This window comes from Priestia megaterium (assembly GCF_023824195.1).
GTDB lineage: Bacteria > Bacillota > Bacilli > Bacillales > Bacillaceae_H > Priestia > Priestia megaterium_D.
Window position 1 is genome coordinate 4691347 of the sequence record NZ_CP085442.1, and the last position, 26446, is coordinate 4717792.

Genomic DNA, 26446 nt, shown 5'->3' on the forward strand with positions numbered 1-26446 from the left:
AAAGCTCGTGTCCTTTGGACACGAGCTTTTTAACTTTGTGAAGATACAATACGCTGTATACGATCCAGCGCACCAGGATCTACTTGCTCAATAGCTGCAGATGCCTGTTTTAATGCTTCTTTGTATTCATAATGACGAAATGCTTCTTCTGCTTCTTCTAAAGACTGTGCAATCGAGTGATGAGTACTTCTATAACGGTTACCATATTGAATCACTCTTTCAACGAGTCGCGCTTCTTCTAACATTGCCTCTGTTTCATCAAATGTATCCTGAACAAAACCAACAGCATCTTCAAGTAAAGATTGAACAGCTTGAATATTAAGCGGTTTTTCTTTCAGCTTAGCGGTTACTTCATTTAAGATATGAACCGTTTTTTCCAGCTGCACTTTATATTCTTCAGGAACACCAGGAAGGTTGCTTTTTTGAATAAGGCGTCGCGCTTCAATCAACTGAGATTTCAGTTCTTCTATTTTGTCCTTAGCTGAGAGCTCATCTTTGCGAAGAGCTTGTAGCATATCGCTATAGGATTCCTGAGATTCTTTTAATTGGTTAAGCTGTTTGGAAACGTCTTCGAGTTCTTCTTGGATCACACTGTAGGCTAAATTGTGCTCCGCTACCTTGTCCGAAATATTATAGTACAAGTTAGTTAATCGTTTTAGTTCGCGGTCCATTTTATAATATACGTCTAAATCGCGCTCTTTAAAATGATAGCTTTGCTGTACAAATAGCGTTTCTTCACGAAGTTCACGGTTTCGTTCTTGAAGCATACGAAGGAAGTTAGATACCGTATGAGATTCACGGTTCATTTTATGATAGGAGAAAACCTCATGCTCAAGTGAGTCATATAACTGCTCTAAGCGTTCGTTCACATCATCTAGTTTTGTAATCGCTTCTTCCACATATAACTCTTCAATATCTGCAATAATTTCAGCAGTTTCTTGTTTTAAAAGCTCTACCGTTTCTTCTACTTGCAGATGATCTAACACATATCCCTGCTCACTCATTTCGCGGAACCCGTCAAGCAGTTCATTGAACTGAACAGGAAGAGTGGTCTGACACTCAACTAACACTTTTGGAATTTGTTCTAAATACGAATCAATAGCTGTTAAATCAGTTTTTAATTGAAGAACAATCTCACGTGCTTGAAGATAGTTTCCGTTAATCGTCTCTTCCTCGTATTTTTTAAACTGCTCTTTAGATGTATTAATTGCGTATTCTAACGTTTTTTCAGCATTTCCATAGGAATACCGATGTGCGAGCAATTTTTTCTTCACATGGCGGTGAAGCTGATTTAATTCCTCAATATCATATCGATTATCTTGTTCGCTACCAATTAAATTTTGAAGTTCAGTAAGTATGTTTTCAATATCTATCTTGGTTTGTTCTAAGGCTTGATCAATATGTATAGATAACCGCTTCGCTTTTTTAAATCGGTATTTATCTGCTGCTTCTTCCGTTTCAAACAGTTCTTTATCAATTTTCGGGAGATTAGTTGATATAATTTCATCCCACTGCTCACGCCAACGTTCAAATAGCTCTTCAGTTTGACCTGTCATGTTCAATTCTTTTACTTTTGAAATTTCCTCTGCAACTGGCGTATTTGCTAATTCGACTTTGATCGTTTCCAGGCGATCAATTTCTTGATAAATCTTTTTACGTGAAAACATTCCGTACACAACTAATCCGATAATAAGTATGATTAGTGCTATAATGAATTCCATACTAAGCCCCCTTACAGTGCGTTCTACATGACAAGTTTCTTATTTATAAAAAGGGTGAATTTAATCCTTTAAATTTTTTTGCGTCAATGTTTTTATGATACCATGTAAAGTCCAACTTTTGAGCAAAAAATTAAATTTTTTTATACAAAATATTGGCATGGAGTCACTTTGTGTCGTTACAATGGAAAAAGAAGAAAAAAGGAGGCATTTTTTATGAAAGTTGACAAACATATTCATACTCCATTTTGCCCACACGGTTCACCTGATTCATTGCAACAATATGTTGAACAGGCGATTTCCCTGAACTTTAGCGAGATTTCGTTTACAGAGCATGCTCCATTACCAAAAAGCTTCAGTGATCCGACGCCTGATCGAGACAGCGGAATGGATCCTGACAAACTTGATCGCTACATTCAAAACGTACAGCAAGTTAAAAAAGAATTTGAGCGCGATATTCGTATTAATATCGGATTGGAAGTTGACTTTATTGAAGGATTTGAACACGAAACAACAGATTTCTTAAACGAATATGGTCCTTATCTCGATGACAGCATCCTTTCTGTCCACTTCTTGAAACATGAAGAAGGATATGACTGCCTAGATTTTAGCGCTGACGTATTTGCACATATTGTACAGAAGTTTGGCAGCGTAAGCAAAGTATATGATAAGTATTACAACACGGTATTACGCTCTGTACAGGCCAATTTAGGCGTTTATAAGCCTAAGCGCATTGGTCATATGACACTCGTACATAAATTTCAAACTCGCTTTCCATATGAAGACACACTTTCCCCTATTATTTTATCAATACTCGATGAAATAAAAATGAAAGATCTGTCTTTGGATTATAATGGTGCAGGGTTGTTTAAGCCTTTGTGCAAGGAAGCGTATCCAGCTCCCTTTGTTGTAAAAGCAGCCCAACAGAAAAAAATCCCTCTCGTATATGGGTCAGACGCCCACTGTGCGAAGGATTTAGGCCAAGGCTATGGAGAGCTCCATTTAGGATAATTGAACGCGCAGTTTGTTTGTCCGTTCATATGGCAAACATACCATTGTGTGCACCCATTGCTCAAGCTCAATCGCATATTGCTGAACAAAATACGGTTCGTGAGGCAATATATGAAGAACTTCACTTAGATACTGAGGATGAAGATAAGGCATAGACAGCATGCCCTTAAGCTCAATGATTGTAAAAGAAACGTGCAGCTTTCGAAACTCCTTTTCTTTCATCCCTCTTTCAAGGATTGTTTTTAAGTAGTATTTTTCCTTGGTTAAATACGTAGTCATAACTTCTCGAATTAAAATCGTGTCAAGAGAGATTTCTCTATATACGAGCCGGGCAATATGCCTATTTTCGTGCTGGTAATGTAAGATAGCTCGAATCATCACGATCATACTTTCTGTTGAGGACAAATTTTCCATTTCTTGGAACACTTGCTCCAGCACCCCAATATAACCTTCAAAATAAGAAATCACTAAACTTTCAAGCAACCCTTCTTTGCTATGAAAATAATATGAAATATTCGCTACGTTCACTTTCGCTTTTCCTGCAATCTCGCGCACCGACGTACCATCAAAACCTTTTACGTTAAAAAGAGAAACAGCCGCATCAATAATTTTCTCTTTCGTTTTTGACTGTACAGCCATCTATCTACACCTCATTTCGATTTATTTTTACAAAACACATATGATTGCAAAATTGTGTAGAAATCGTTACAGTATTTAAAAAGGATTTTAGTAGCCTCTCTACATAATTCGTGATAGGCTTTTTAGTTCCTGTAATCTTTTATCGACAAAGTAGCGTTAAAACTGACGTTTCCTGATAAAAATTCATTAAATCTTATGTTGAATGGAGGAGAATACATTGTTTAATGTCGAAAACTACAGCGGCTCAAAACAAAAGGATTATGAATTAGTAATTAAGCAATTACGCGCCTTATTAGAAGGAGAAAGCAATACAATTGCTAATCTAGCAAATGCTTCAGCTTTACTAAATCAATTTTTAAATGAAGTAAACTGGGTAGGTTTTTATTTAATGGAAGACGGCGAGTTAGTACTCGGCCCTTTCCAGGGGCTGCCGGCTTGTGTTCGCATTCCACTTGGAAAAGGCGTATGCGGTACAGCAGCTCAAAATCAAAGAACAGAGCGGATCGAAGATGTTCATGCATTCCCTGGCCACATTGCATGTGATGCTGCTTCTCAATCTGAAATCGTTGTACCAATGGTAAAAGACGGCAAACTTTTAGGTGTTCTTGATATTGACAGTCCAATCAAAAATCGCTTTGATGAAATCGATCAACAGTATCTTGAAGAATTCGTCAAAGAACTCACTTCTTTTCTTTAAATATGAATAAGCAAAAAAAACCGCTGCAAATCAGCGGTTTTTGCTTATTAAACAAACGTTTGATTAGTCTATCACCACCGTTTTCTTACGTTCTTTCTTCTCCTTTCATACTTCAAATGAATATATCCTTTCTTTTACATTCTTTTAATCTTCAATCTTCCTTGACTTTATACGAGGAAACACCTATAATACTCGTTGTGTGAAATATTGCAGCTTATACAATCTTCTTTATGTTTTTTCATTTTGTTCCTCATTAAAAGATTGTTTTACAGAAGTAGCAATTCTTTTAACAAGATGGTGTATCGTGTAACTCTCTGCTGCTAGAGCGATGGTACATGAAAACAAAATGAGCATATCGCTAGAATGTGTCTGTTTTTGTTTTGCATAAAATAAAAACACAAACAAGGAGGAGTCATCATGGCTCGTTATACAGGTCCAAGTTGGAAAATCTCTCGTCGCTTAGGTCTTTCTCTAAGTGGTACAGGTAAAGAATTAGAAAAACGCCCTTACGCTCCAGGTCCACACGGCCCAGGTCAACGTAAGAAAATTTCTGAGTACGGTTTACAATTACAAGAAAAGCAAAAATTACGCCACATGTATGGTGTAACTGAGCGTCAATTCCGTAACTTATTCGTTGCTGCTGGTAAATTAACTGGTAAGCACGGTGAGAACTTCATGATTCTTTTAGAAGCTCGTCTTGATAACTTAGTATACCGTATGGGTCTTGCACGCACTCGTCGTCAAGCTCGTCAATTAGTTAACCACGGTCACATTTTAGTTGACGGTAAACGCGTTGACATCCCATCTTACCGTGTACAACCTGGTCAAGTGATCGGTGTTCGCGAAAAATCTCGCAACCTTTCAATCGTGAAAGAAGCGCTTGAAGTTAACAACTTCGTACCAGACTACTTAACAGTAGACGCTGATAAATTAGAAGGTACATTCACTCGCTTACCAGAGCGTTCTGAATTATCTGCTGAAATCAACGAAGCACTAATCGTAGAGTTCTACTCTCGTTAATAGTAAAAAGCCGTTCCTTATGGAGCGGCTTTTTTACTGTCTATATATATAAAAAAAGGCCTTTCGGCCTTTTTTTATGCGTATTGAATAAGCGTATATTTTTTCTTGCCTCGACGAATCACTGTGAATTGACCTTCAATACGGTCTTCTGCACCTACTGTTTTTTGTAAATCTTGTTCACGCTCACCGTTTAAGTAAATCGCACCGTTTGAAATATCTTCGCGTGCTTGACGTTTAGAAGGAGAAATTTTACTTTCTACAAGTAAATCAATTAAACCAATATCTTCACCTGTATGCGTGTAAGAAGGAACATCCTTGAATCCTTGCTTAATTTCTTCTGCTGTTAACTCTGAAATACTTCCGCTAAATAAAGCTTGCGAAATACGAATTGCTTGCTCAAGAGCTTCTTCACCGTGTACAAGCGTAGTCATCGCTGCCGCTAGTGCTTTTTGTGCTTCGCGTTTTTCAGGAGCTTCTTTTGCAGAAGCTGCTAATTCATTAATTTCTTCATGTGATAAGAAGGTAAAGTATTTTAAATATTTTATAACATCACGATCATCTGTATTAATCCAGAATTGGTAGAATTCATACGGACTTGTTTTTTCAGCGTCTAACCAAATTGCTCCGCCTTCTGTTTTACCGAACTTCGTCCCGTCCGCTTTTGTTACAAGCGGAACTGTTAATCCAAATGCTTTTGCATCTTCTTCTGATTTACGAATTAATTCTAAGCCAGCCGTAATATTTCCCCATTGGTCGCTGCCGCCAATTTGAAGCTTACAGTTATATGTTTGGTATAAATTCAAGAAATCGTATGACTGTAAAATCATGTAGCTAAATTCCGTAAATGAAATGCCTGATTCGATACGAGATTGAACAGAATCCTTTGCCATCATATAGTTAATACCAAAGTTTTTACCGATATCTCGTAGGAATGTAATAACATCTAATGAGCCAATCCAGTCATAGTTATTCGCAATAACTGCTGCATTTTCACCTTCTTCGAAATCTAAGAAGCGTGAAAGCTGACCTTTAATACGCTCACTAAACATGGCAACCGTTTCTTTTTCATTTAACGTACGCTCTGCTTTTTTACCGCTTGGATCTCCAATAAGACCCGTACCTCCACCAACTAATGCAATCGGTTGGTGTCCAGCTTGTTGAAAGCGACGTAAAATTAAAACAGGAAGCATGTGGCCGATGTGAAGGCTGTCGGCTGTCGGATCAAATCCGCAGTACAAACGAACAGACTCTTTACTCAAAAGTTCACTTAAACCTTTTTCATCCGTTTGTTGGTTAATGAGCCCTCGAAACTCAAGATCTTGTAAAATATCCATGTTATATATTCTCTCCTTTATCTAATTGCTCGTTACAATTTGTTGAACAACATAAAAAACGCCCCTTCTTAAAAAAGAAGGGACGAAAATATCGCGGTACCACCCTATTTGGAAATAAATTATTTCCCACTTAAATGATGTAACGGTCTACCCGTCTTTTGCTACTGTAAGTTCACAAAAGATGCTCAAGGACGTATTTCATATTTGTCTATGTACTGATTTTCAGCAACCATCAGCTCTCTTAAACAGGGAGACAAGTATTACTTCTTCCTATCACTGCAGTTTATTTTATTTAAAAGTTTACACCCCACAATTATGAATGATTTCATTTTAAAATTCAAGTCCAAAAAAAAGTTCAAACAGCTGGCTGTTTGAACTTTATAAAAATCACTTATTTTCCCTACAAAGATTGAAACGTTTACTCCTTAGTCTTCCATCGTTGACAAATCGCCCGTTGGCAAATCTAATTCCCACGCTTTTAAAACGCGACGCATAATTTTACCACTTCGTGTTTTAGGTAGCTTATCTTTAAACTCGATTTCACGCGGGGCTGCATGAGCAGCTAACCCTTTTTTCACAAATTGACGAATATCTTCAATCAGTTCATCTGAAGATTCATACCCATCTCTAAGTGCGATAAATGCTTTAATAATTTCCCCGCGCACAGGATCAGGCTTACCAATGACACCGGCTTCTGCTACAGCAGGATGTTCAACAAGCTTACTTTCTACTTCAAATGGACCCACGCGTTCTCCTGCCGTCATAATAACATCATCGATTCGGCCTTGGAACCAAAAATAACCGTCTTCATCCATATACGCCGAATCACCTGATACGTACCAATCACCTGGCATAAAATATGACTCATACTTTTCTTTGTTGTTCCAAATCGTATGCATCATAGATGGCCAGCCTTTTTTAATTGCTAAGTTCCCCATTCGATAAGGTGGAAGCTCTTGTCCTTGATCGTCAACGATTGCTGCTTGTACACCCGGAATAGGTTTTCCCATAGATCCTGGTTTAATTTTCATAGACGGATAATTACAAATCGTCTGACCGCCAGTTTCAGTCATCCACCACGTGTCATGAATACGTTTTTGGAAAACCTTCATCCCCCAGCGTACTACTTCAGGATTTAACGGTTCTCCCACACTTAATACATGTCTGAGGTTCCTTAAATCATAGCGTTTAACTAAGTCATCACCAGCACCCATTAGCATACGAAATGCTGTAGGTGCACTGTACCAAACGGTTACACCAAAATCTTCAAGCGCTTGATACCATGCATCTGGACTAAATCGTCCTCCTACAATCACATTGGTTGCTCCAGCAAGCCAAGGACCAAAAATTCCATAGGAAGTCCCCGTTACCCAACCGGGATCTGCTGTACACCAATACACATCGTCATCTTTTAAGTCGAGCACCCACTTTGCAGTTTGATAGTGCTGAAGCATTGCGTTGTGAACATGAAGTACGCCTTTTGGTTTGCCAGTTGAACCTGATGTATAATGAAGCAGCATACCATCTGTTCTATCTACCCATTCAATTTCAACCTCTTTATTCGCCGCTTCTAATCGCTTCAAAAAATCTAGTTGAATGCCTTCTTCTTCTACATTTTCCCCTACAAGGAGAATGTGTTTTAAAGCTGGCAAATCTTTCACCGGAACGCGGCTCAGCAATTCAGGCGTTGTAATTAACACTTTTGCATCACTGTCTTGCAAACGATCTTTTACTGCACCTTCCATGAACGCTTCAAACAAAGGCCCAACAATAGCGCCAAGCTTCACCGCGCCTAACAATGCAAAATAAAGTTCCGGAGAGCGAGGCATAAAGATAAACACGCGATCTCCCTTCTCTACGTCTGCTTGTTTTAGCACGTTTGCGGCTTTGTTTGACCATTCTTTCATTTCTTTGAATGTATATTTTTCATTGCGCTGCGCATCTCGATAATAAAGCGCAACTTTATTTTTACGCGTAGAGTTTGCGTGCTTATCAATTGCTTCATAAGCTGCATTTAATTTACCTGTTTCATGCCATGAAAATTCCTTCTCCACTTGTGACCAGTCAAAGGTTTGATACGTTTTATCATAGTCCTGTAAGTTGTATACCCCTTCAATTACAGGAAGCGCTTCCACCTTCATCACAAACTCCCCCTTATGTATAAAATTTACAAACCTATTATATAACAAAAATAGACTTTTCACAATTTTATAAAAATTATTTGTCGGAATTGGGATAATAGTCTCCCTTGTTATATGACAACCTGTGTTATATAAGTGTCGAATTAACAACGATCTCTTTTAATTTTCTATTCTATGTTTTTTACAAAACTCCTTTTCTTTTATTTAATTTTTTGAAAACGCTTTAATATAGAGTTTTTTTTGTATTATAATACAGATAAGACTGCTTGAAGGTGGTGATTCATGTGAAACATTCCCAAACATACAATATGAAAGAACTAAAAACAGCTGTTGGAGCAATTGTTATTGAAGGACCTGTCTCCTCACAGACCTTGCAACAACTTGATTTTCATGAGCAACTAACGGCCTTTCGTCCACCTGAACAGCAAAAAGAAGCATTGATCGAGATTGCCAACTTGCCTGAAGGTAGAATCATTATTGCTCGCCATCATCATACAATCATTGGTTACGTAACCTTTTTATATCCCGATCCTCTAGAACGATGGTCGGAAGGAAATATGGAGAATTTAATCGAATTAGGAGCTATAGAGGTAGCCGCTCCATTTCGCAGCTACGCTGTTGGTAAAAACTTGCTTATCGTATCTATGATGGATGATGCAATGGAAGATTATATTGTCATTACGACAGAATACTACTGGCATTGGGATTTAAAAGGAACAGGGCTAAATGTGTGGGATTACCGCAAAATTATGGAGAAAATGATGAATAAAGGCGGACTGACGTGGTTTGCCACAGATGATCCGGAGATTAGCTCTCACCCTGCTAATTGTTTGATGGTAAGAATCGGGAGCAGAGTACCTCAAGAAAGCATACAAGAATTTGATAGCCTGCGCTTTCGAAATCGTTTCATGTATTAAGCTGACCTTTAAGAAAAGGAGCCGTGTCTGATGATTGTTGAAGAGATGATGAAAACCGATCTCGTTACCTTAACCCCCGACCATACGATTGCTGAAGCTATGAAACTTTTAGATACACATAAGATTAGACATATTCCTATCGTTAATGACCTTCATCACGTAGTTGGCATCATTTCTGATCGAGACGTAAGAGATGCAAGTCCATCTATTTTAGATAATACTTATACATCTGCTCTTCTATCCGAACCCGTGCGGATGATTATGCAAACAGAAGTCATTACAGCTCACCCTCTTGATTTTGTTGAAGAAATTGCAAGTATTTTTTATGAACATCAAATCGGTTGTATTCCCGTCACAAAAAACAAGCGGTTAGTAGGCGTTGTTACCGAAAGAGATCTATTACATACGTTTATTCAGCTTACCGGCACCAATAAACCAGGTTCACAAATTGAAATAAAAGTAGAAAATAAGGCTGGCGTGCTCGCTGAAGTTACATCCCTCTTTGGTTCAAAGAGAACAAACATCTTAAGCGTACTTGTCTACCCTGATGTAGATGAACGATATAAAATCCTTGTGCTTCGCATTCAAGCTATTAATCCATTGATTAGTATAAATACATTAAAAGAAAACGGCTATGAGGTGTTGTGGCCTAAATTACCGGAGATGACGTAATGACTAGTAATGCTGTATTTATTTATTCAGATGATATTCTTTCGTACAAATTCAGCAATAATCATCCGTTTAACCAGCTTCGTGTTCAACTAACATATGAACTGTTACGGGAATTTGGCGCTTTAGGCAATCAAGATATTGTATTACCGCGGATGGCATCTGATGAAGAACTTCAGCTTGTCCATGATACTAGCTATATTCAAGCGGTAAAATTAGCAGGAAGCGGCGAGCTTTCTGTTGAAAAAGCAGCAGATTTTGGTCTTGGAACAGAAGATACACCTATGTTTCCCAACATGCATGAAGCCAGTGCATTTTTAGTTGGGGGTACACTTACTGCTGTAGATTATGTGATGACTGGAAAAGCTAAGCATGCTCTAAATTTAGGAGGAGGATTGCACCACGGCTTTCGAGGAAAAGCTTCCGGCTTCTGTATTTATAACGATAGCGCGGTAGCCATTAAATATATGCAGCAAAAGTACAACGCGCGCGTTCTCTACGTCGATACAGATGCTCACCACGGTGACGGCGTGCAATGGACATTTTATGACGACCCTTCCGTTTGTACTCTTTCCATTCATGAAACGGGACGCTACTTGTTTCCAGGCACGGGAAACGTTAACGAACGCGGGCACAGTGAAGGCTATGGTTATTCATTTAATGTGCCTGTTGATGCTTATACCGAAGATGAGTCTTGGCTCGACGTTTATAAGACCTCTTTAAAAGAAGTAGCTGCTTTTTTTAAACCAGATGTTATCTTGACACAAAATGGAGCCGATTCTCATTATTACGATCCGCTCACTCATTTATGCGGCACCACGAAAATATACCGTGAGATTCCTAAAATTGCTCATGAAATTGCCCATGAATACTGTCAGGGAAGATGGATTGCGGTTGGCGGAGGAGGCTATGATATTTGGCGGGTTGTTCCTCGGGCTTGGTCATTCATTTGGCTTGAAATGATTGAACGAAAGGCAGAAGGCATGCTTCCTCTGTCATGGCTTGAAAAATGGACAAAAGTATCGCCTCACCCCGTTTGCACGCAGTGGGATGATGAACCTAATATCTATCAGCCAATTCCAAGAAAACCAGAAATAACAGAAAAAAACGCTCAAACTCTTGAGCGCGCTCTTTATCCTATTCGTTCTCATACATCTCATTCTTAAAAAAAGGCTATACAAGCGTATGGCCTTTTTCACTGTGCTTCGGGATCTGAAATAATAATTTCGACGCGTCTATTTTTTTGCAGATTGTCATTAGACGTGTTCGGAACAAGCGGCTTTGTATCTCCGTATCCAAGTGCTTCAAAGCGATTAGCAGAAAGAGAAAAATGGTTCGTTAAATAACGTATGACGCCGCTAGCACGCGCTGCCGATAGTTCCCAATTAGATGGATAACGATAGGTGTGAATGGGTCGATTGTCGGTATGACCTTCTACTTTAATATCATTTGGAATAGTACTGAATAACCTTCCTAATTCATCTAGAAAAGGGGTACCTTTTTTCAAAATGTCTGCTTGTCCTGTTTCAAACAGCACCTGTTCTTGTAAAATAAGCACAACTCCGCGTTCATCTCGCTTAGCAGTAATGACGTGCTGAAGCTTATTTTCCTTCAGGTAGTCCTGCACTTTCGCTAAAATGTTATCCAGCTTTTGAGACTGCTGGCTCTTTTCTACAGAAGCTAATGAGCCACCGCTTGTAAGCGAATTGACAACGGTCTGAAACTTTTGATTATCAACGCTAGACATTGAAAATAGTAAAATAAAAAAAACTAATATTAACGTCACCAAATCAGCAAATGTTACCATCCATTTTGGCGACTGTGCCGAATACCTTTTTCTTCTACGCTTCACGAACGTGCTCTCTCTTTTCTTCAAGCTTTCGTTTTTCAACAGGGGCAAACACTTTTAGCTTTGCTTGCACAAAGCGAGAATTTTGACCCGCCTGCAAGCCGATGACACCTTCAATAATCACTTCTTTAACAAAAAGCTCATGCTCGGTTTTACCAGCTAATTTAGCTGCGATTGGCTGAAAAAACAAGTTTGAAAGCAGCACCCCGTAGAAAGTCGTTAAAAGAGCAATTGCCATGTTAGGCCCAAGCGATGAAGGGGTATTAAGGCTTTTAAGCATTAGCACTAGCCCAACGAGCGTCCCAATCATTCCCCAAGCGGGGGCATAATCGCCTGCTTTTTCAAACATACTTCGACCTCTCGCATGTCTTTCTTCCACTGCAGCTATTTCAGCTTCAAGCAGCTCTCGAATCATTTCCGGTTCTACTCCATCAATAGCTAGCAGAATACCTTTTTTCACAAATGAATCATCGATTTGTTCAAGCTCTGCTTCTAACGATAGAAGTCCTTCTCGACGCGCTTTTTCCGATAAATGTACAAATGTTCCTACAATTTCTTCTACGTTTATTTCTTTAGATTGAAACGCTTGTTTCCCTACTCTTCCCATATTTTTTAATTGTTTTAAAGGAAAGCTCACGCACAGCGTACCAAAAACGCCTCCCAGTACAATTAAAATCGATGGCACATCAATAAAAGCTAAAAAACCGCTCATTCCTCCACTTGAAATAACCCCAAACACAACCATAGAGATACCAATTAGTATCCCTATAGGTGTGAGCATATCAATTTTTTTCATATTCTATCTCCCCGTGTCTGAACTTTGGATTCGTTCTTATTCATTCACGGGTATTATTTTGTTGATTGTCTGAACTCGATGCGGTGAGGAAGCTGTACAATGCTGCTGTCTACCGTTTCTTTGTTCATATATTTCGTTAAGAGACGCATCGCTACTGCACCAATATCATACATTGGCTGTACAACAGATGTTAACTGAGGACGAACCATTGTTGAAAGTCTTGTGTTATCAAAACCGATAACTTCTAGATCGTTTGGTACATTCAACCCGCGATCTTGTGCCCCGTGAATAACGCCTAATGCCATTTCATCCGTTCCAACGAAAATAGCAGTTGGCTTTTCATCTTCTTCTAATAGTTTTTCAAGCGCTTCAATACCTGAATCGTACGTGTAGTCTCCTTCTACAATGTAAGAATCACGTACAGGCAATCCGCTTTCAGTAAGAGCACGCTTGTACCCTTTTACTTTTTTCGCATGATTGATTGGTTCTTCTAACGTACCTGAAACGAATGCAATATTTTTATGACCGCTGTCAATTAGTGATTGCACTGCATCAAAAGCTGCTTGTTCATAATCAATAGTTACAGATGGGATTTGGTTAGTTGATTCGATTGATGCTGCAAGTACAACTGGAACCGGTGATTTTTTTAGCTCTTCTACGTGTTCTTCCGTTACATTCCCACTCATGAAGATGATTCCGTCTACTTGTTTACCAAGCATGTTATTTAAAAGGTGAAGTTCTTTATCTTGATTTTGATCGGAGTTACTTAAGATGATATTATACTTGTACATCGTTGCAATATCTTCGATTCCACGCGCTAGTTCTGCATAGAAAATATTTGAAATATCAGGAATGATAACTCCTACTGTCGTTGTTTTTTTACTTGCTAATCCACGCGCTACTGCGTTCGGACGATAGCCTAGTCTCTCAATTGTTTCTAATACTTTTTTTCTAGTTGATGGTTTTACATTTGGATTTCCGTTTACCACACGAGAAACCGTTGCCATCGACACGCTTGCTTCCCTTGCTACATCATAAATTGTTACGTTCACAACAAACACTCCTTATCGAAAAACATTTCGTTTATTTTATCCTTATTTCATTTCTTGTATTTACGTATATAAATCCATCTTCCTTTATAGAATGGCTATTTCTAGCTCCTTCACTCTTACATACAGCTTAGATACCCTGTATGCATCTAAATCATTCCTGTTATGCCCTTATTATTACGTGTGCAAAGACAATTTTACCAGTTTATATGTAACAATGTAAAAGACGGTGTATATTAAGTAAATAAAAAAAGTGAATCGCGAATTTATATCATATGCAATCACAGAATGATAGCGAATATCTGTAACTACTATACGATACTATGTGCTTCATCGCAACGTATTTACCGCCTTTTTCCGACAAGTTTCACGAGAATTTCATAAATTCTTGTTTTTTGGATTTGCACTTATTCTTTCCTATTTTGACAAAAGTTATCGACTGTTTTCAAAATACGTGATAATTTCGCTTATCTTTATTATAACGAAAGGCAAACAAGCTTGAAACCATTAAGTGCCTCAAACTTGTCATAAAAGTATACGAATTTTTCATTTTTACGTTTTTTTATAAATTTAAGTTACATATAGGTTTTAGCTGTTTCATAAATTCTGTAAATTGCGGGATATCCATTTGCTGAGCTGAGTCAGAAAGTGCTACCGCAGGATCTGGATGAACTTCTGCCATAATTCCATCTGCACCAATGGCAAGAGCCGCTTTAGCCGTTGGAACAAGTAAATCTCGTCTTCCCGTTGAATGCGTAACGTCGACTAAAACAGGTAAATGAGTTTCTTGTTTTAAAATGGGAACAGCTGAAATATCCAGCGTATTTCGCGTTGCTCGCTCATACGTACGAATTCCTCGTTCACACAAAATCAGCTGATCATTTCCTTTTGAAACAATGTATTCAGCAGCATTAATAAACTCATCAATCGTAGCAGCTAAGCCTCGCTTTAATAAGACAGGCTTCTTCACCGCACCCGCTTCTTTTAACAGCTCAAAATTTTGCATATTACGAGCACCAATTTGAATCACATCTACGTATTCTACAGCTGTTTCAATATCAGCGGGGTCGACAATTTCACTAATAACGGCTAGATTATATTCGTCAGCTACTCTTTTTAAAATTTGCAGTCCTTCTAAGCCAAGGCCTTGAAAATCATAAGGAGATGTTCTTGGCTTGTAGGCTCCGCCCCTAAGCATCCGCACGCCCTGCTGCTTCACGGCTTTTGCTACGGCTGCTACTTGCTCATAGCTTTCAACGGAACAAGGTCCTGCTACAAAACGCTGAAGTCCGTCACCAATTGTTTCTCCTTTTACCATAACAATTGTATTTTCCGGCTTCTTTTTACGAGATACAAGAAGTGCTTTACGATGATCATCTTCTTGAAGCTCTAAATGAGCTTTGAAAATCTCTTTGAAAATATGTTGAAGCGTAGACGTTTGGAACGGTCCTTCATTCTTGCTTAAAATCGCATCAAGCATTGCTCGTTCACGAACGGGATCAAACCGTTTGGTTGACTGCATTCCTTTTAACTTTCCTATTTCTTGAACAAGCTCGCCTCGCTCATTAATAAGCTTTAACAGTTTCATATTTACTTCGTCAATTTGAGATCGCAAATGCTGAAGATCTGAATTCGTCATGTACGTCCACCCTTTCACTGATTTTAAAAAATCCGTTTAGCAGGGTCACTACATAAGATGATAGATGATGGAGGATATATGTAAGGGGCTTCTCTGCTTTTATGTGCTAAACTACATCTATTGTACGAAAAAGCGGACGAAACCGCAATCAGCTTATAAAAAAAAGAGGTTGAGACATAGCTAAACCGCTCCAATCTAAAGAGTAACAAATGGGATAAGTAAGCTCGTATGAATCAGCTACATACAGTAAACCTACGTTCACCCTACCAATGAAAAAACCGAACGATTAATCGTTCGGATCTTCCTTCACCTAAACTTCTTTTGTCCCAGCCTCTTTCAATTAATGAGCTACGTTTTTCGCTAATTCTTCTTCGTTAATGTTCCAGTGAGAAGCATGCCACTTCACTTTTCCATCTTCAAACAGAAGCGCTTGAGGTGATTCATGCTTCACTTCATACGTCTCAGCGATATAGTTAGATACATCACGTGAATCTTGCACATGAAGATAATAAGAAGGAATGTCTTCATGACTAGAAGCAAACGCTGAAAATGCCTCATGACCAGCTGCACTAATTGGACACGTTGTGCTGTGCTTTAAAAATAAAAAGCGATTGTTTTCCTTTACAACTTGTTCGAACTCTTCAACTGTTGAAATCTTCTTCATTTTTTTCACCCTTTCTGTACTTACTCTTAAGTTTACATGGTTTGACCGTTTCCATACAAAAAGAGTGCTCAGCTTTATGTATGATGCTAATGAATTCATTTATAAGGTGGAGTTTTTTTCTGCATAGAAAGAAAAGAACTTGATAAAGGCAAAAATTGTGAACCAACCTCTTCTTCTTTATAGGTAAACGTCATACTAAGAGTTTTTTTATATTAGACATAATCTCTCCTTTCCATTTACTGACTATATCATTATAAAAACATTTTCCTTTTTTTACACAATCCTTTTTGCTTAAATTAAATCCCTATGATGAAACTAGCATTTACTTGCTGTTACCCAACCTAAATTATATACAAAAAAAGCGTTCACCCTATAGGGTAAACGCTTTTGATTCTTTATTATGGTCGTGGCACTGTGCTTTCCACTTCATCTAGTGCTTTTTGAGCTTCTGTTAGCTTCTGCTGAACGTCTTCGTTGCTTTGAGACTCAACTTCATCAGCAAGCACTTCTAAGCTTGTTGGCGGCAATGCTTCATGCTCAGGATCTACTTTACGGAAGTTTTTCACTTTGTCCACTACTTGTGAAGATTGCTCAGACAATGTTTGTGATAAACCAGCCGTTTTTTCTTTAGCCGTTTGAGCAAACCCTTGTCCTTTTTCAACAGCGCTGTTTTTCGCTTGCTCCGTTTTTAAACGAACGTAAGCTGCCTGCTCATTCAAATCAGAACGGAACTCTTTACCTGATTTTGGAGCAAGTAGTAATGCCGTTGCAGCTCCTACAACTCCTCCAATCACTGTTCCTACTAAAAAGCCTTTATTTGAAGTGTTGTTTGGTTTATTTGGTTTGTTTGACATATGCGTCTCCTCCTTTAAAGTTCATCCTTATGAAAATGAGCGTGAGCGTTGAACCGCTTTTTCTTTTACTTCAACAGGTACAGGCTCTGCGTCAATTTTTTTCTGTTTTCTTAATTTTATACGTTCCCATACGTCTAATGCAACATTGCTCCATTGAACGACTTGAGCAACAGTTTCTTTATTTTCTTCTACTTTCTCTGAAACGCTTGATGATACGCTTTTAATAGACTTATTTAGGTCTTGGATTGAATCACCTACGCCTTTAACAGAATCCACCACTGTATTCAGCGCTTCGGATTTACGCTGAATATCTTCAGCTAACAGATTAGTCTTATGTAAAAGTGCAGTTGTTTCGGCTGTGATTCCTGTCATTTGCTTTTCTACACCGTCTAAAGTACCTGCCACTGAATTTAATGTGTGCTGAACGGATTTCAATGTTTTGGACACGGAAACCACCAGGTAAAAAATCGCAATGGCAACAATAGCAGCGCTTAAATAAAGAATAATAACCATCTGTGCAAGGCACCTCCTATTTTCATCTCTCTTGTTATAACTACTTTCCCAATTTTATAAACAATTAAACCTTCTATTCCCTATAGACTCTTTAACTTTACCATATTCTCTCTGCTTTTATTCATAAAAAGGGAAGGTTGCTACATTATTTCGCGATATATGAGTTATTTCCCTTCCTAAAGAAAAAAAGGATTTTAAAGCATAAAAACAAACAAAATAAGCTCAGTGGGGTACAATAGAAAGTGAATCACCAATCATTGTTATTTTAAGGAGGCACTATTTATGAAAGACCCTAGAATTGCCACATTAGCTAAAAATTTAATTAATTATTCTGTTCGCCTTCAAAAAGGAGAAAAAGTATTAATCGAAAACTTTGGACTTCAGCGCGAACTTGTGACAGCACTTGTAGATGAAGCGTACAAGGCGGGTGGCTATCCGTTTGTACTGCTAAAAGATCATTCGGTAGACCGAGCTCTTTTAAACGGTGCACAAGAAGAGCAGTTCAATATGATGGCAGACTTCGAAGCAAATGTGATGAAAGAAATGAATGCTTATATTGGCTTGCGTTCTGGTTCAAACATTTTTGAACAATCAGATGTTCCGGCAGATAAAATGAAAATCCAAGGGAATACGATCGGTAAAAAAGTACATAGAGAAATTCGCGTTCCAAAAACAAAATGGGTTGTTCTTCGCTATCCAAACGATTCAATGGCGCAGCTTGCTAAAATGAGTACAGAAGCATTTGAAGATTTTTATTTTGATGTATGTAACTTAGACTATGGCAAAATGAGCAAAGCGATGGATGCTTTAGTTGAGCTCATGAACCGTACGGACAAAGTGCGTTTAACAGGTGAGAATACAGACTTAACGTTCTCTATTAAAGATATTCCTGCAGTGAAGTGTGCCGGAGAAATGAATATTCCGGACGGTGAAGTATACACGGCTCCTGTACGTGATTCTGTAAACGGAACAATTTCTTACAACACTCCTTCTAACTATCAAGGCTTTACGTTTGAGAATGTATCCTTAACATTTAAAAACGGTAAGATTGTTGAAGCAACCGCTAATGATACAGAACGCATCAACGGCATTTTTGATACGGATGAAGGCGCACGTTTTGTTGGCGAATTTGCGATTGGCGTAAATCCATATATTCAACATCCAATGCAAGACATTTTATTTGATGAAAAAATTGACGGAAGCTTCCACTTCACTCCTGGCGAGTGCTACGAAGATGCGTATAATGGAAACAAGTCAAATATTCACTGGGATATGGTGATGATTCAGCGCCCAGAATACGGCGGCGGTGAGATTTATTTCGATGACGTGTTGATTCGTAAAGACGGGCTATTTGTCATTGAGGAATTAAAAGCGTTAAATCCTGAAAATTTAAAATGAGTTTTGAAATAAAAAAAGGCACTCAGGAGAGTGCCTTTTTTTATGATACGGTTTGCTGATATAGTTTTTCAAACTTTTGAATGTCTCCAGCACCCATAAATACTAACACAGCTTCATTATGGTCTTTTAACGATTCAATTGTTTCTTCATTAATTAATTCAGCTCCGCTGATTTTGCTTCGTAAATCTTCAATTGATAATTTACCTTGATGCTCACGAGCTGATCCAAAAATGTCACATAAATATACTTTATCAGCGTGCTGTAAGCTTGCTGCAAAGTCCTCTAAGAACGTTTGTGTACGCGTAAAAGTATGCGGTTGGAAAACAGCCACAACTTCACGGTTTGGATACTTTTGACGAGCAGCTGAAATCGTTGCATTAATTTCCGTTGGATGGTGTGCATAATCATCGATTAGCACTTGTTTGCCAACGTTCTTTTCACTGAAACGACGCTTTACACCTTGATATGTTTTAAAACGCTCTTGCAGCACAGCAACATCAATTTCTTCATAATGACAAAGTGCAATAACAGAAAGTGCATTTAAGATGTTATGGTCGCCATACCCTGGAATTTCAAATGATGCGTGGAATGTATTACGAACGAACACATCAAATGTTGTGCCTGTTGTACTTTTTACGATATTACGTGCTTGGAAATCATTTTCTTCGCCTAATCCGTAATAAAGAACAGGTACCTTCGCTTGAATTTGCTGCAGATGTTCATCGTCACCACAGGCAATAATTCCTTTTTTGACTTGAAGCGCCATCTCTTGGAACGCGCTGAATACATCATCGATATTGGCAAAATAATCAGGGTGATCAAAATCAATATTCGTCATGATTGCATAGTCTGGCGTATAAGATAAGAAGTGGCGGCGATACTCACATGCCTCAAACGCAAAATACTTGCTGTCTTTTACACCTTTACCCGTACCGTCTCCAATTAAATATGAAGTAGGTTCAGCTCCTTGAATCACATGCGCTAACATACCCGTTGTGGATGTTTTCCCGTGTGCTCCTGTTACGGCTACACTCGTATACTGTTTCATAAAGTCACCTAAGAAACGGTGATAGCGTACAAGCTTGACTCCTTCTTTTGAAGCTGCTTCTGCAATTTCTTCATGCGTATCAGGAAAAGCATTTCCTGCGATTACAGTCATGCCGTCTTTAATATTATTTTTATCAAATGGTAAAACAGGAATTCCCTGCTGTTCTAGTGCTTTTTGCGTAAAAATTTCTTTTTCAATATCCGATCCTTGAACTTGAAAGCCCATATCGTTTAGGATTTGCGCAAGCGCACTCATTCCTGTTCCTTTAATACCTACAAAATGGTAAACTGTCATATAAAGAACCTCCAACATTCGTCTATCTGTAAGACAGTATATGACGGTTATCTAGAATTGCTCTTACAAACGTATATAAATGTCGTTTGATTGCTGATTTCATGATAACATTCGTACATTATATCACTTCTTATAACATAACTCCATGACTCCATTTCTACTCTCTTCCCTTGCGAAACGGCCTTTTATTTTGGCTTCATCACATAGTGTATAGCCTGCTGTTTTAAAAACGAGCGCCATGTCATTGCATTTTTTTTGTCGTTATATTGCGTTACTAACTGTTCAATGCGTTGTTTATGTCCTAAAAAGAAAGAGTCAATTAACACGTCATATCCGATTGATTTTATTTTTCGAATCCAAATTACTTGTTGTTCCTCTAAATTTGCAAATCTTCCTCTTACATCTTTGATGATAACCTGCTCATTTGTCAATGGGGTATATCCTTTTAAGAAAAACGAATTAGGTACTTTAGACACAATAATTGGCTCTAGTACACTCGTCAAAAAAAAGGCTCCTTGAATCAAAAACGACTCTGTTTTCTGCTTCGCCTGATCAGCTAAAAAAAGCTGCAGCAGGGTTTTTCCCTGAATGGTTACATATTCAAATGCAAACCACTGAAAAAATAATTGTTCATGGGAATCAGACAGAGGCGCCTCATGAGGCAAGTTTACTAACTCTTTAAATAAATGTGAAGCCCGCACTTTTTCTCGTATATTCGTATAGCGGTTCACAAAAAAGAAATATTGATTGTAAAAGTCGCAAATAGCATTATCAGACTGAAGCTGCTTTTGTTCACGAATTTCATTAAAGTTAATCAGTTCATGATTTTCTTCTGTCATTACTCTTCACTCGTACTCTAATTATTTTGGTTTGTCCTCTTTAAACGCCTTCAGCTCATATGTTTCTGCTGGTGAGAAATGATAGCAAACTATCACATGCTAAAAAAGCAAAACACACATTATCCTTACATATAGTAAATCATTTTACTAGTTCTGACAAACCTTTTCCTTTTTTTCCTGATGGATTTCTTCCAAAATCTCTACTCTAATTCTGTATAAACGAACTTAAAGCAGGAAAAAAGAGACGACGGAGACAGTGACAGAGCGTTAGCTCACATAAAGCTGTATCCTGCTGATCTTGCATAGCCTCTTTTTTTAACCTACATGTAGAAAAGCAGCTTAAAATGTAGAAGTGGCTGTTTGACTTTCCATTTCCTGAAGCTCGTTTTCGGTAATGAGCACGTCTCTCGGCTTGCTTCCTCTTGCTTCTGAAATAATTCCTTGCTGCTCCATCATATCAATTAGGCGCGCTGCGCGATTGTACCCCATTCTGAAGCGTCTTTGCAGACTGGAAGTAGATGCACCGCCTTGATCTAGCACAAACTCGCATGCTTCATAGAAAAGCTCATCTTCTTCATTTGAAGCAAAGCTTTGCTGCTTTTTCAACAAATCTTCTTGATCAAATAAGTATGTTGGCTTCATTTGTTTTTTGACATGACCTACCACGCGATCAATTTCTTCATCTGAAACAAAGTTCCCTTGAATTCGAACGCTTTTAGAAGAGCCGTTTTCAAGAAGCAGCATATCACCTTTACCTAATAGCTTCTCTGCTCCCCCTGTGTCGATAATTGTACGTGAATCAACTTGCGAAGAAACAGAAAATGCAATACGCGTTGGCACATTGGCTTTAATTAAGCCTGTAATAACATCTACGGAAGGACGCTGCGTTGCAAGCAATAAGTGAATGCCACACGCTCTTGCCTTTTGTGCAATACGGCAAATAGCTTCCTCTACTTCCCCTGGAGATACCATCATTAAGTCGGCTAGTTCATCAATAATAATAACTAGATATGGCAGCTCCCCGCTTTTTTCATTATGTTCTTTTACACGTTCGTTGTATTTTGTAATATCACGTACGCCCGCATGTGCAAACAGTTCATAACGGCGCTCCATTTCCTCTACTGCCCATTTTAAAGCTGTAGTAGCTGCTTTAGCATCCGTGATAACCGGGCTGACTAAATGCGGAATACCGTTGTAAGGAGCTAGCTCAACCATTTTAGGGTCAATTAACATCAGCTTGACTTCATGTGGCGCAGCTTTATAAAGCAAGCTGACGATAATGGTATTAATACACACGCTTTTGCCGGATCCCGTCGCTCCGGCAATCAAACCGTGAGGCATTTTGTTCAAGTCAGTCACAACCGGCGTTCCTGAAATATCTAACCCTAACGCCACCGTTAAAGGAGAGTTATCTTTTCTAAAAGAAGGATGCCTCAAAATTTCGCGAATTAACACCGGCTTACTTTGACGATTTGGCACTTCAATTCCAATCGTATTTTTCCCTGGAATTGGCGCTTCAATTCGGATATCACGCGCGGCTAGGCTCAGTTTAATATCATCTGTTAAATTCGTAATTTTGTTCACTTTCACGCCGGGCTCAGGATGTACTTCAAATCTGGTCACGGTAGGACCTTGCGTGACGTTTACGACCTTAGCTCGAACGTTAAAGTTTTTTAATGTCATATCCAAAAGCTCACGCTGCTCATCCGCCCATTGATTATCTTCTTCAATAGCAGCCGGAGGAATGTTAAGCAAGTTCATTCCAGGAAATGTATAAGGAGAAGGAGCCTTTACATTTACAGGTTCTTCAGCTTTTAACGAAGCCTGTGGAACCGCTTCTTTGGTTTTTTCACCGTGAACTTCTTCTTGCCTACTTACTTCCGTTTTTTTTTGCAGAGCTTCTGCCTCCTGCCTTTGGTATGAACCTTGAGACGGCTGACTTTTTTCTCGAGCACTGTTATCCATCTTTGTGCGGTCTTTTTTCAGCATCATTACGTTAAAAGGCACTAATCGCTTACCGCGAGCTCGTTCAGCATTTCCTGGCTGTTCTGCAGGTACAAGAGGCTCTACAGCTGACTCTTGCTGTACTTGTCCTTGTAACTCTTGACTTTCCTGCATACTGCTCTCTTCCTCTTTTATCACTGAATTTTCAAGCTCTTGGTGAACAACAGCCGATGCCGCTTCTGGTTGCCATTCATCAGCTGCGGGTTGCGATGGATTTAAACTTTCAGAATTCAGCTCATGCTCTGCTTCCATATGAACACTGTTTGTTGATTCTTCTAGAATGACGTCACTTTCTTTCTGAGCAGCTGGAGCTTCTTCTTTCTTTCTAGGCTTTAGTGCTTCTACTTCTTCTGCTGCTTGTAAAAACACTGCGCTTCCGTCCATCAACGTTTCTGCTTCTACCTCTTCAGCCTCATTTCCTATCTCTTGTTGGAGAGTAACTGATGATTCAGACGGGCCCGCTTCCTCTGAAATTGGAACTTCTTCGGCCGCTGTCATACCTTTCACTAAATCCCATTCAATAGTTTTCTCTTGTCCCGCTAACGGTTCGCCCGCGTGTGATTCTTCAAAAGTTGGAGCCTCTTCCTGTTCTTTTACAGCTACTGAAGAACTTGGCTTTTCTTCAGGAAATGATAGCTTCTCTTTTTGATTTTCCTCATATTGCTTCCACTGAGCAAAACGCTGAGAAGACAGTTGCATCATTTCTTCCGTTTCTTGAATCGGTGCTTCTTCGGCTATAGGCTTAGAAACTGGTTTTCTTAACGGCTCTACAACAGCCGTATTCATCGCTCGTCGGTAAATTTCATCTTCAAACGCTGCTTTTGATAACTGTGTACTCGGAAGCTCATATTCTACTACTTCCTCACTTCCGTTTTGTACAACATTAGAAGGTCGCTTATTAAACCCATAAACAGGTGAAGGAATTTCAGTCGGACGAAACGGACGTTTTCTTACTTGCGGAACGGCTTCTTTCTTTTCAGATACCGTTTTTAACGGCTGAGATACTGACTTAGGCTGCGTTAGCGCCGACTTGCGAACAGGCTCTTGATAAAACGGAGCCGGTGCCTTTTTTGTTACAGGCCTTGGTTCATTTTTAGGAGCTGCTGCCTTTTTTGCTTCTCCCGTATCATCAATTAAAGGAAAACGAAACGTTCCTTTTGGATATTGATAAGCTACTTTTGTATGAACATCTTGCTGCTCTTCACTGTAACTCCGCTTTTGCGTTCTGGCCAAGTGTGGAACAGAAGGTTTTGGCGCTGCTTTCATCACTGGCTTTTGATGAATTGACTGCATTTGTTTAGGCTTAGGAGCCTTCTTTTTAGGAATTGTTTTTTCTCTATTTAAAGGGTATTCTTCCGTTGTATTTCCATGTTCGTCTACAACAATTTCTTTCACTTCGTATCCTAGTAAATAATCCATTACTTTTCGTACAAAACCCATTTTTATCACTCTTTCTATCAGACTATCTTACTTCGTTTAGCCTCTTATATCGCAGTGCTGCGACATCTACAAAAAGCTATCCATGCATCCTTTATTTACCTTTGGCCTCAAAGTATTCTCTGAGATGGATATATATACTATCTTTTCATTTATCATTCTATCACGTATGCTTGAACTCTTACTATAAAATCTACTATTTTGCTTCCCTTATTTATACAGTAAAATTCCTCTTTGCAAAAATATTTTTTTGCATCTAGTTAGCACTCATAATTAAACGCGAAAAAAGCCACTAGTATATACTAGTGGCTTTTAATTTTATCAAACCTTTTTAAGAATTGACAATTGCTTTTCAGCAACTGTAACGCTTTGAAATATACGTGTAAAAAAACATCATGCTTTTGCCCTATAAATCAGTATCGCACTCTGCTTTTATGCTTGAAAAGGTTGACCTGCTTCATATTTGTCTTCAAGTACTAAGATCCCTTTTTCTTGAGGAGCGTTCGGAAGCGCCAGCTCTTTAGCAGAGCAAATCATACCTGAAGAAGGTACACCGCGCAGCTCTGCATCTTTAATGATCATACCACTTGGCATAACCGCTCCTACTTTTGCTACCACGACTTTTTGACCTGCGTCTACATTTGGTGCTCCACATACAATTTGAAGTGTTTCTGTGCCAACATCTACTTTACAGATGTTCAGCTTATCCGCATTTGGATGCTTCTCTTTTTCTTGAACATATCCCACTACAAATTTAGGAGATAAATCCACTTCAAGTTTACCTTCAAAACCGCTTTCGCTAAGTACACGATTTACTTCTTCCACCATTTCTTCTGTTAATTCAAGAGAACCATTTCCCTCTACTTTTAACTTAGAAGAAGCATGAAAGATGTTATAGCCAGCTGTTGTATTTGATTTTTGATCAAAGATACGCACAACGTCGCCTTTTGTTTCAAACGTGCGATTTTCAATTGCGATATCTTCTAGCTTGACGATTAACGTATCGCCGATGCCTTCTTTATTATAAAAAAGATTCATAATTAGTCCCGTCCTTTACTGCGATTTTTTCCTAGAATAAAAATAGGTTCTAGCTCACCGTTTTCGTATAAAAATGAAAGAGCTGTGATGGGTACACGTCCACTTGCAAAAAAGCTCATGGTCATCTGCGCAAGAATATCATAACCCGTTTCGTTTTGGATATCAGCTAGAATCAACACATCTTGATGAGGTACTGCTACAGCCATTGTGCCCGAAACACTAGAAGCAAAATCTTGCAAAAATGCCTCGTTAAGAATTCGGCTTGCATCGTATCCATCGTTCTGATTTACAAAATAAAAGTCATTGCCTGCTACCGTATCTTTTTTATGTGAAATCGGCAAAGAGCGAAGATTAAATTTAGCCATTTCCCGCACTGCGGATAGATCTAAACTTTCCTTGCGAATTAGTTTCTCATCTAATAGACGATATGTATTGCCTAAATCAAGCGCATAATAAATGCGTGTTTCAGCTGTATGTTCATCATAAATCAACGGCACGTCTTCATTCGATTTATCCGGAAAAGACGTTGAGCGAATAACTGGATAAATGCGCTTTTCTTTTCCCGTTACCTGCTGTTCATCGTTCATAACACGAAGAGCTTCTTTTATATAATATACCATTTCATCTAGAGCTGCTTCCTTTTTTTCTTCCCATTTTGCAATTAGCCCAGGTAAAGAAATGGTTACACCTTTTTTCGTTTCCTGATGTTCAACGCGCAGCGTATCTTTTTCACGATCAAATAAAAATGACCACTCCGCACCCGTTAATCGCTCTTCTAGTAGTTTTCTCATCTTTTGACTATTCATTTTCGCCATATTTACGCCTCCTTTTCTCATTTTTATGTATGAAGACTGATAGCTGTAGATCGCTATCAGTCT

General features: G+C 38.7%; 23 protein-coding genes and 1 other annotated feature. Of the genes, 7 read left to right on the forward strand and 16 right to left on the reverse strand.

Annotation, left to right across the window (positions count from 1 at the left end; translation table 11 throughout):
• Nucleotides 1-29: 29 nt before the first annotated feature.
• Complete coding sequence (gene ezrA / locus LIS78_RS24325; RefSeq protein WP_252284449.1) at nt 30-1721, reverse strand: septation ring formation regulator EzrA; 1692 nt, start codon at nt 1719-1721, stop codon at nt 30-32.
• Nucleotides 1722-1934: 213 nt separating this feature from the next.
• On the opposite strand from ezrA, the gene hisJ reads away from it, so the two are divergent.
• The gene (gene hisJ / locus LIS78_RS24330) at nt 1935-2729 is read left to right on the forward strand and encodes a histidinol-phosphatase HisJ (RefSeq protein ID WP_195781733.1); all 795 of its coding nucleotides are present in this window, start codon (nt 1935-1937) and stop codon (nt 2727-2729) included.
• Here the strand turns inward: hisJ and refZ are convergent.
• On the reverse strand, nt 2721-3368 hold the full coding sequence (gene refZ / locus LIS78_RS24335) for a forespore capture DNA-binding protein RefZ (RefSeq protein ID WP_209150712.1): 648 nt from the start codon (nt 3366-3368) through the stop codon (nt 2721-2723). The two genes, hisJ and refZ, sit on opposite strands and share 9 nt — an antisense overlap.
• A gap of 217 nt (nt 3369-3585) precedes the next feature.
• Between refZ and LIS78_RS24340 the strand changes: the two genes are divergently transcribed.
• A complete protein-coding gene (locus tag LIS78_RS24340; protein ID WP_013085220.1) occupies nt 3586-4065 on the forward strand; it encodes a GAF domain-containing protein in 480 nt (159 codons plus the stop codon).
• A gap of 417 nt (nt 4066-4482) precedes the next feature.
• A complete protein-coding gene (rpsD, locus tag LIS78_RS24345) occupies nt 4483-5085 on the forward strand; it encodes a 30S ribosomal protein S4 (protein ID WP_209150713.1) in 603 nt (200 codons plus the stop codon).
• A 74-nt stretch (nt 5086-5159) separates the two neighbouring features.
• Here rpsD and tyrS read toward each other — a convergent pair whose 3' ends face one another.
• Together tyrS and acsA are read right to left on the reverse strand one after the other, a co-directional pair.
• Nucleotides 5160-6419: a tyrosine--tRNA ligase gene (gene tyrS / locus LIS78_RS24350; protein WP_195781731.1), complete on the reverse strand. Its 1260-nt coding sequence runs from the start codon at nt 6417-6419 to the stop codon at nt 5160-5162.
• A gap of 75 nt (nt 6420-6494) precedes the next feature.
• Nucleotides 6495-6705 (reverse strand) — a binding site (T-box leader).
• Between the two features lie 139 nt (nt 6706-6844).
• Nucleotides 6845-8560 (reverse strand): acetate--CoA ligase, encoded by a 1716-nt coding sequence (gene acsA / locus LIS78_RS24355; RefSeq protein WP_252284450.1) that lies wholly within the window; start codon nt 8558-8560, stop codon nt 6845-6847.
• 284 nt (nt 8561-8844) lie between these two features.
• Here acsA and LIS78_RS24360 point away from each other — a divergent pair, with 284 nt between their 5' ends.
• The 3 genes from LIS78_RS24360 to LIS78_RS24370 are packed head-to-tail and all read left to right on the forward strand — an operon-like array spanning nt 8845 to nt 11312.
• Entirely contained in the window at nt 8845-9477 is a 633-nt protein-coding gene (locus tag LIS78_RS24360; protein WP_028411810.1) for a hypothetical protein, read from the forward strand.
• A gap of 30 nt (nt 9478-9507) precedes the next feature.
• Nucleotides 9508-10149, forward strand: a complete 642-nt coding sequence (locus LIS78_RS24365) for an acetoin utilization AcuB family protein (protein ID WP_116514982.1) — start codon at nt 9508-9510, stop codon at nt 10147-10149.
• Entirely contained in the window at nt 10149-11312 is a 1164-nt protein-coding gene (locus tag LIS78_RS24370) for an acetoin utilization protein AcuC (RefSeq protein ID WP_016765740.1), read from the forward strand. Before LIS78_RS24365 ends, LIS78_RS24370 begins: the two co-directional genes overlap by 1 nt.
• 29 nt (nt 11313-11341) lie before the next feature.
• On the opposite strand, the gene motS is transcribed toward LIS78_RS24370, so the two are convergent.
• The 7 genes from motS to LIS78_RS24405 all read right to left on the reverse strand — a co-directional run bounded on the left by motS (nt 11342) and on the right by LIS78_RS24405 (nt 17510).
• Complete coding sequence (gene motS / locus LIS78_RS24375) at nt 11342-12022, reverse strand: flagellar motor protein MotS (RefSeq protein ID WP_374726323.1); 681 nt, start codon at nt 12020-12022, stop codon at nt 11342-11344.
• On the reverse strand, nt 11988-12791 hold the full coding sequence (gene motP / locus LIS78_RS24380; RefSeq protein ID WP_252284451.1) for a flagellar motor protein MotP: 804 nt from the start codon (nt 12789-12791) through the stop codon (nt 11988-11990). The genes motS and motP overlap by 35 nt, the downstream gene beginning before the upstream one ends.
• A 53-nt stretch (nt 12792-12844) precedes the next feature.
• Complete coding sequence (gene ccpA, locus LIS78_RS24385) at nt 12845-13843, reverse strand: catabolite control protein A (RefSeq protein ID WP_209150716.1); 999 nt, start codon at nt 13841-13843, stop codon at nt 12845-12847.
• Nucleotides 13844-14402: 559 nt separating this feature from the next.
• Entirely contained in the window at nt 14403-15479 is a 1077-nt protein-coding gene (locus LIS78_RS24390; protein ID WP_252284452.1) for a bifunctional 3-deoxy-7-phosphoheptulonate synthase/chorismate mutase, read from the reverse strand.
• Between the two features lie 340 nt (nt 15480-15819).
• Nucleotides 15820-16143: a bacillithiol system redox-active protein YtxJ gene (gene ytxJ / locus LIS78_RS24395; RefSeq protein ID WP_014458000.1), complete on the reverse strand. Its 324-nt coding sequence runs from the start codon at nt 16141-16143 to the stop codon at nt 15820-15822.
• A gap of 398 nt (nt 16144-16541) precedes the next feature.
• On the reverse strand, nt 16542-16997 hold the full coding sequence (locus LIS78_RS24400; protein ID WP_013059496.1) for a YtxH domain-containing protein: 456 nt from the start codon (nt 16995-16997) through the stop codon (nt 16542-16544).
• Between the two features lie 27 nt (nt 16998-17024).
• Nucleotides 17025-17510: a DUF948 domain-containing protein gene (locus LIS78_RS24405; protein WP_028411817.1), complete on the reverse strand. Its 486-nt coding sequence runs from the start codon at nt 17508-17510 to the stop codon at nt 17025-17027.
• A gap of 282 nt (nt 17511-17792) precedes the next feature.
• Here LIS78_RS24405 and LIS78_RS24410 point away from each other — a divergent pair, with 282 nt between their 5' ends.
• The gene (locus LIS78_RS24410) at nt 17793-18908 is read left to right on the forward strand and encodes an aminopeptidase (protein WP_013085232.1); all 1116 of its coding nucleotides are present in this window, start codon (nt 17793-17795) and stop codon (nt 18906-18908) included.
• A 40-nt stretch (nt 18909-18948) separates the two neighbouring features.
• Here LIS78_RS24410 and murC read toward each other — a convergent pair whose 3' ends face one another.
• From murC to LIS78_RS24435, 5 genes are all read right to left on the reverse strand, one after another.
• On the reverse strand, nt 18949-20250 hold the full coding sequence (murC, locus tag LIS78_RS24415) for a UDP-N-acetylmuramate--L-alanine ligase (RefSeq protein WP_013059499.1): 1302 nt from the start codon (nt 20248-20250) through the stop codon (nt 18949-18951).
• A 185-nt stretch (nt 20251-20435) separates the two neighbouring features.
• Nucleotides 20436-21089 (reverse strand): nicotinate phosphoribosyltransferase, encoded by a 654-nt coding sequence (locus tag LIS78_RS24420; protein ID WP_195781728.1) that lies wholly within the window; start codon nt 21087-21089, stop codon nt 20436-20438.
• 339 nt (nt 21090-21428) lie between these two features.
• Complete coding sequence (locus LIS78_RS24425) at nt 21429-24533, reverse strand: DNA translocase FtsK (protein WP_252284453.1); 3105 nt, start codon at nt 24531-24533, stop codon at nt 21429-21431.
• Between the two features lie 429 nt (nt 24534-24962).
• Entirely contained in the window at nt 24963-25568 is a 606-nt protein-coding gene (gene ytpR / locus LIS78_RS24430; protein WP_195781727.1) for a YtpR family tRNA-binding protein, read from the reverse strand.
• 2 nt (nt 25569-25570) lie between these two features.
• The gene (locus tag LIS78_RS24435; protein WP_252284454.1) at nt 25571-26383 is read right to left on the reverse strand and encodes a DUF1444 domain-containing protein; all 813 of its coding nucleotides are present in this window, start codon (nt 26381-26383) and stop codon (nt 25571-25573) included.
• Nucleotides 26384-26446 lie beyond the last annotated feature (63 nt).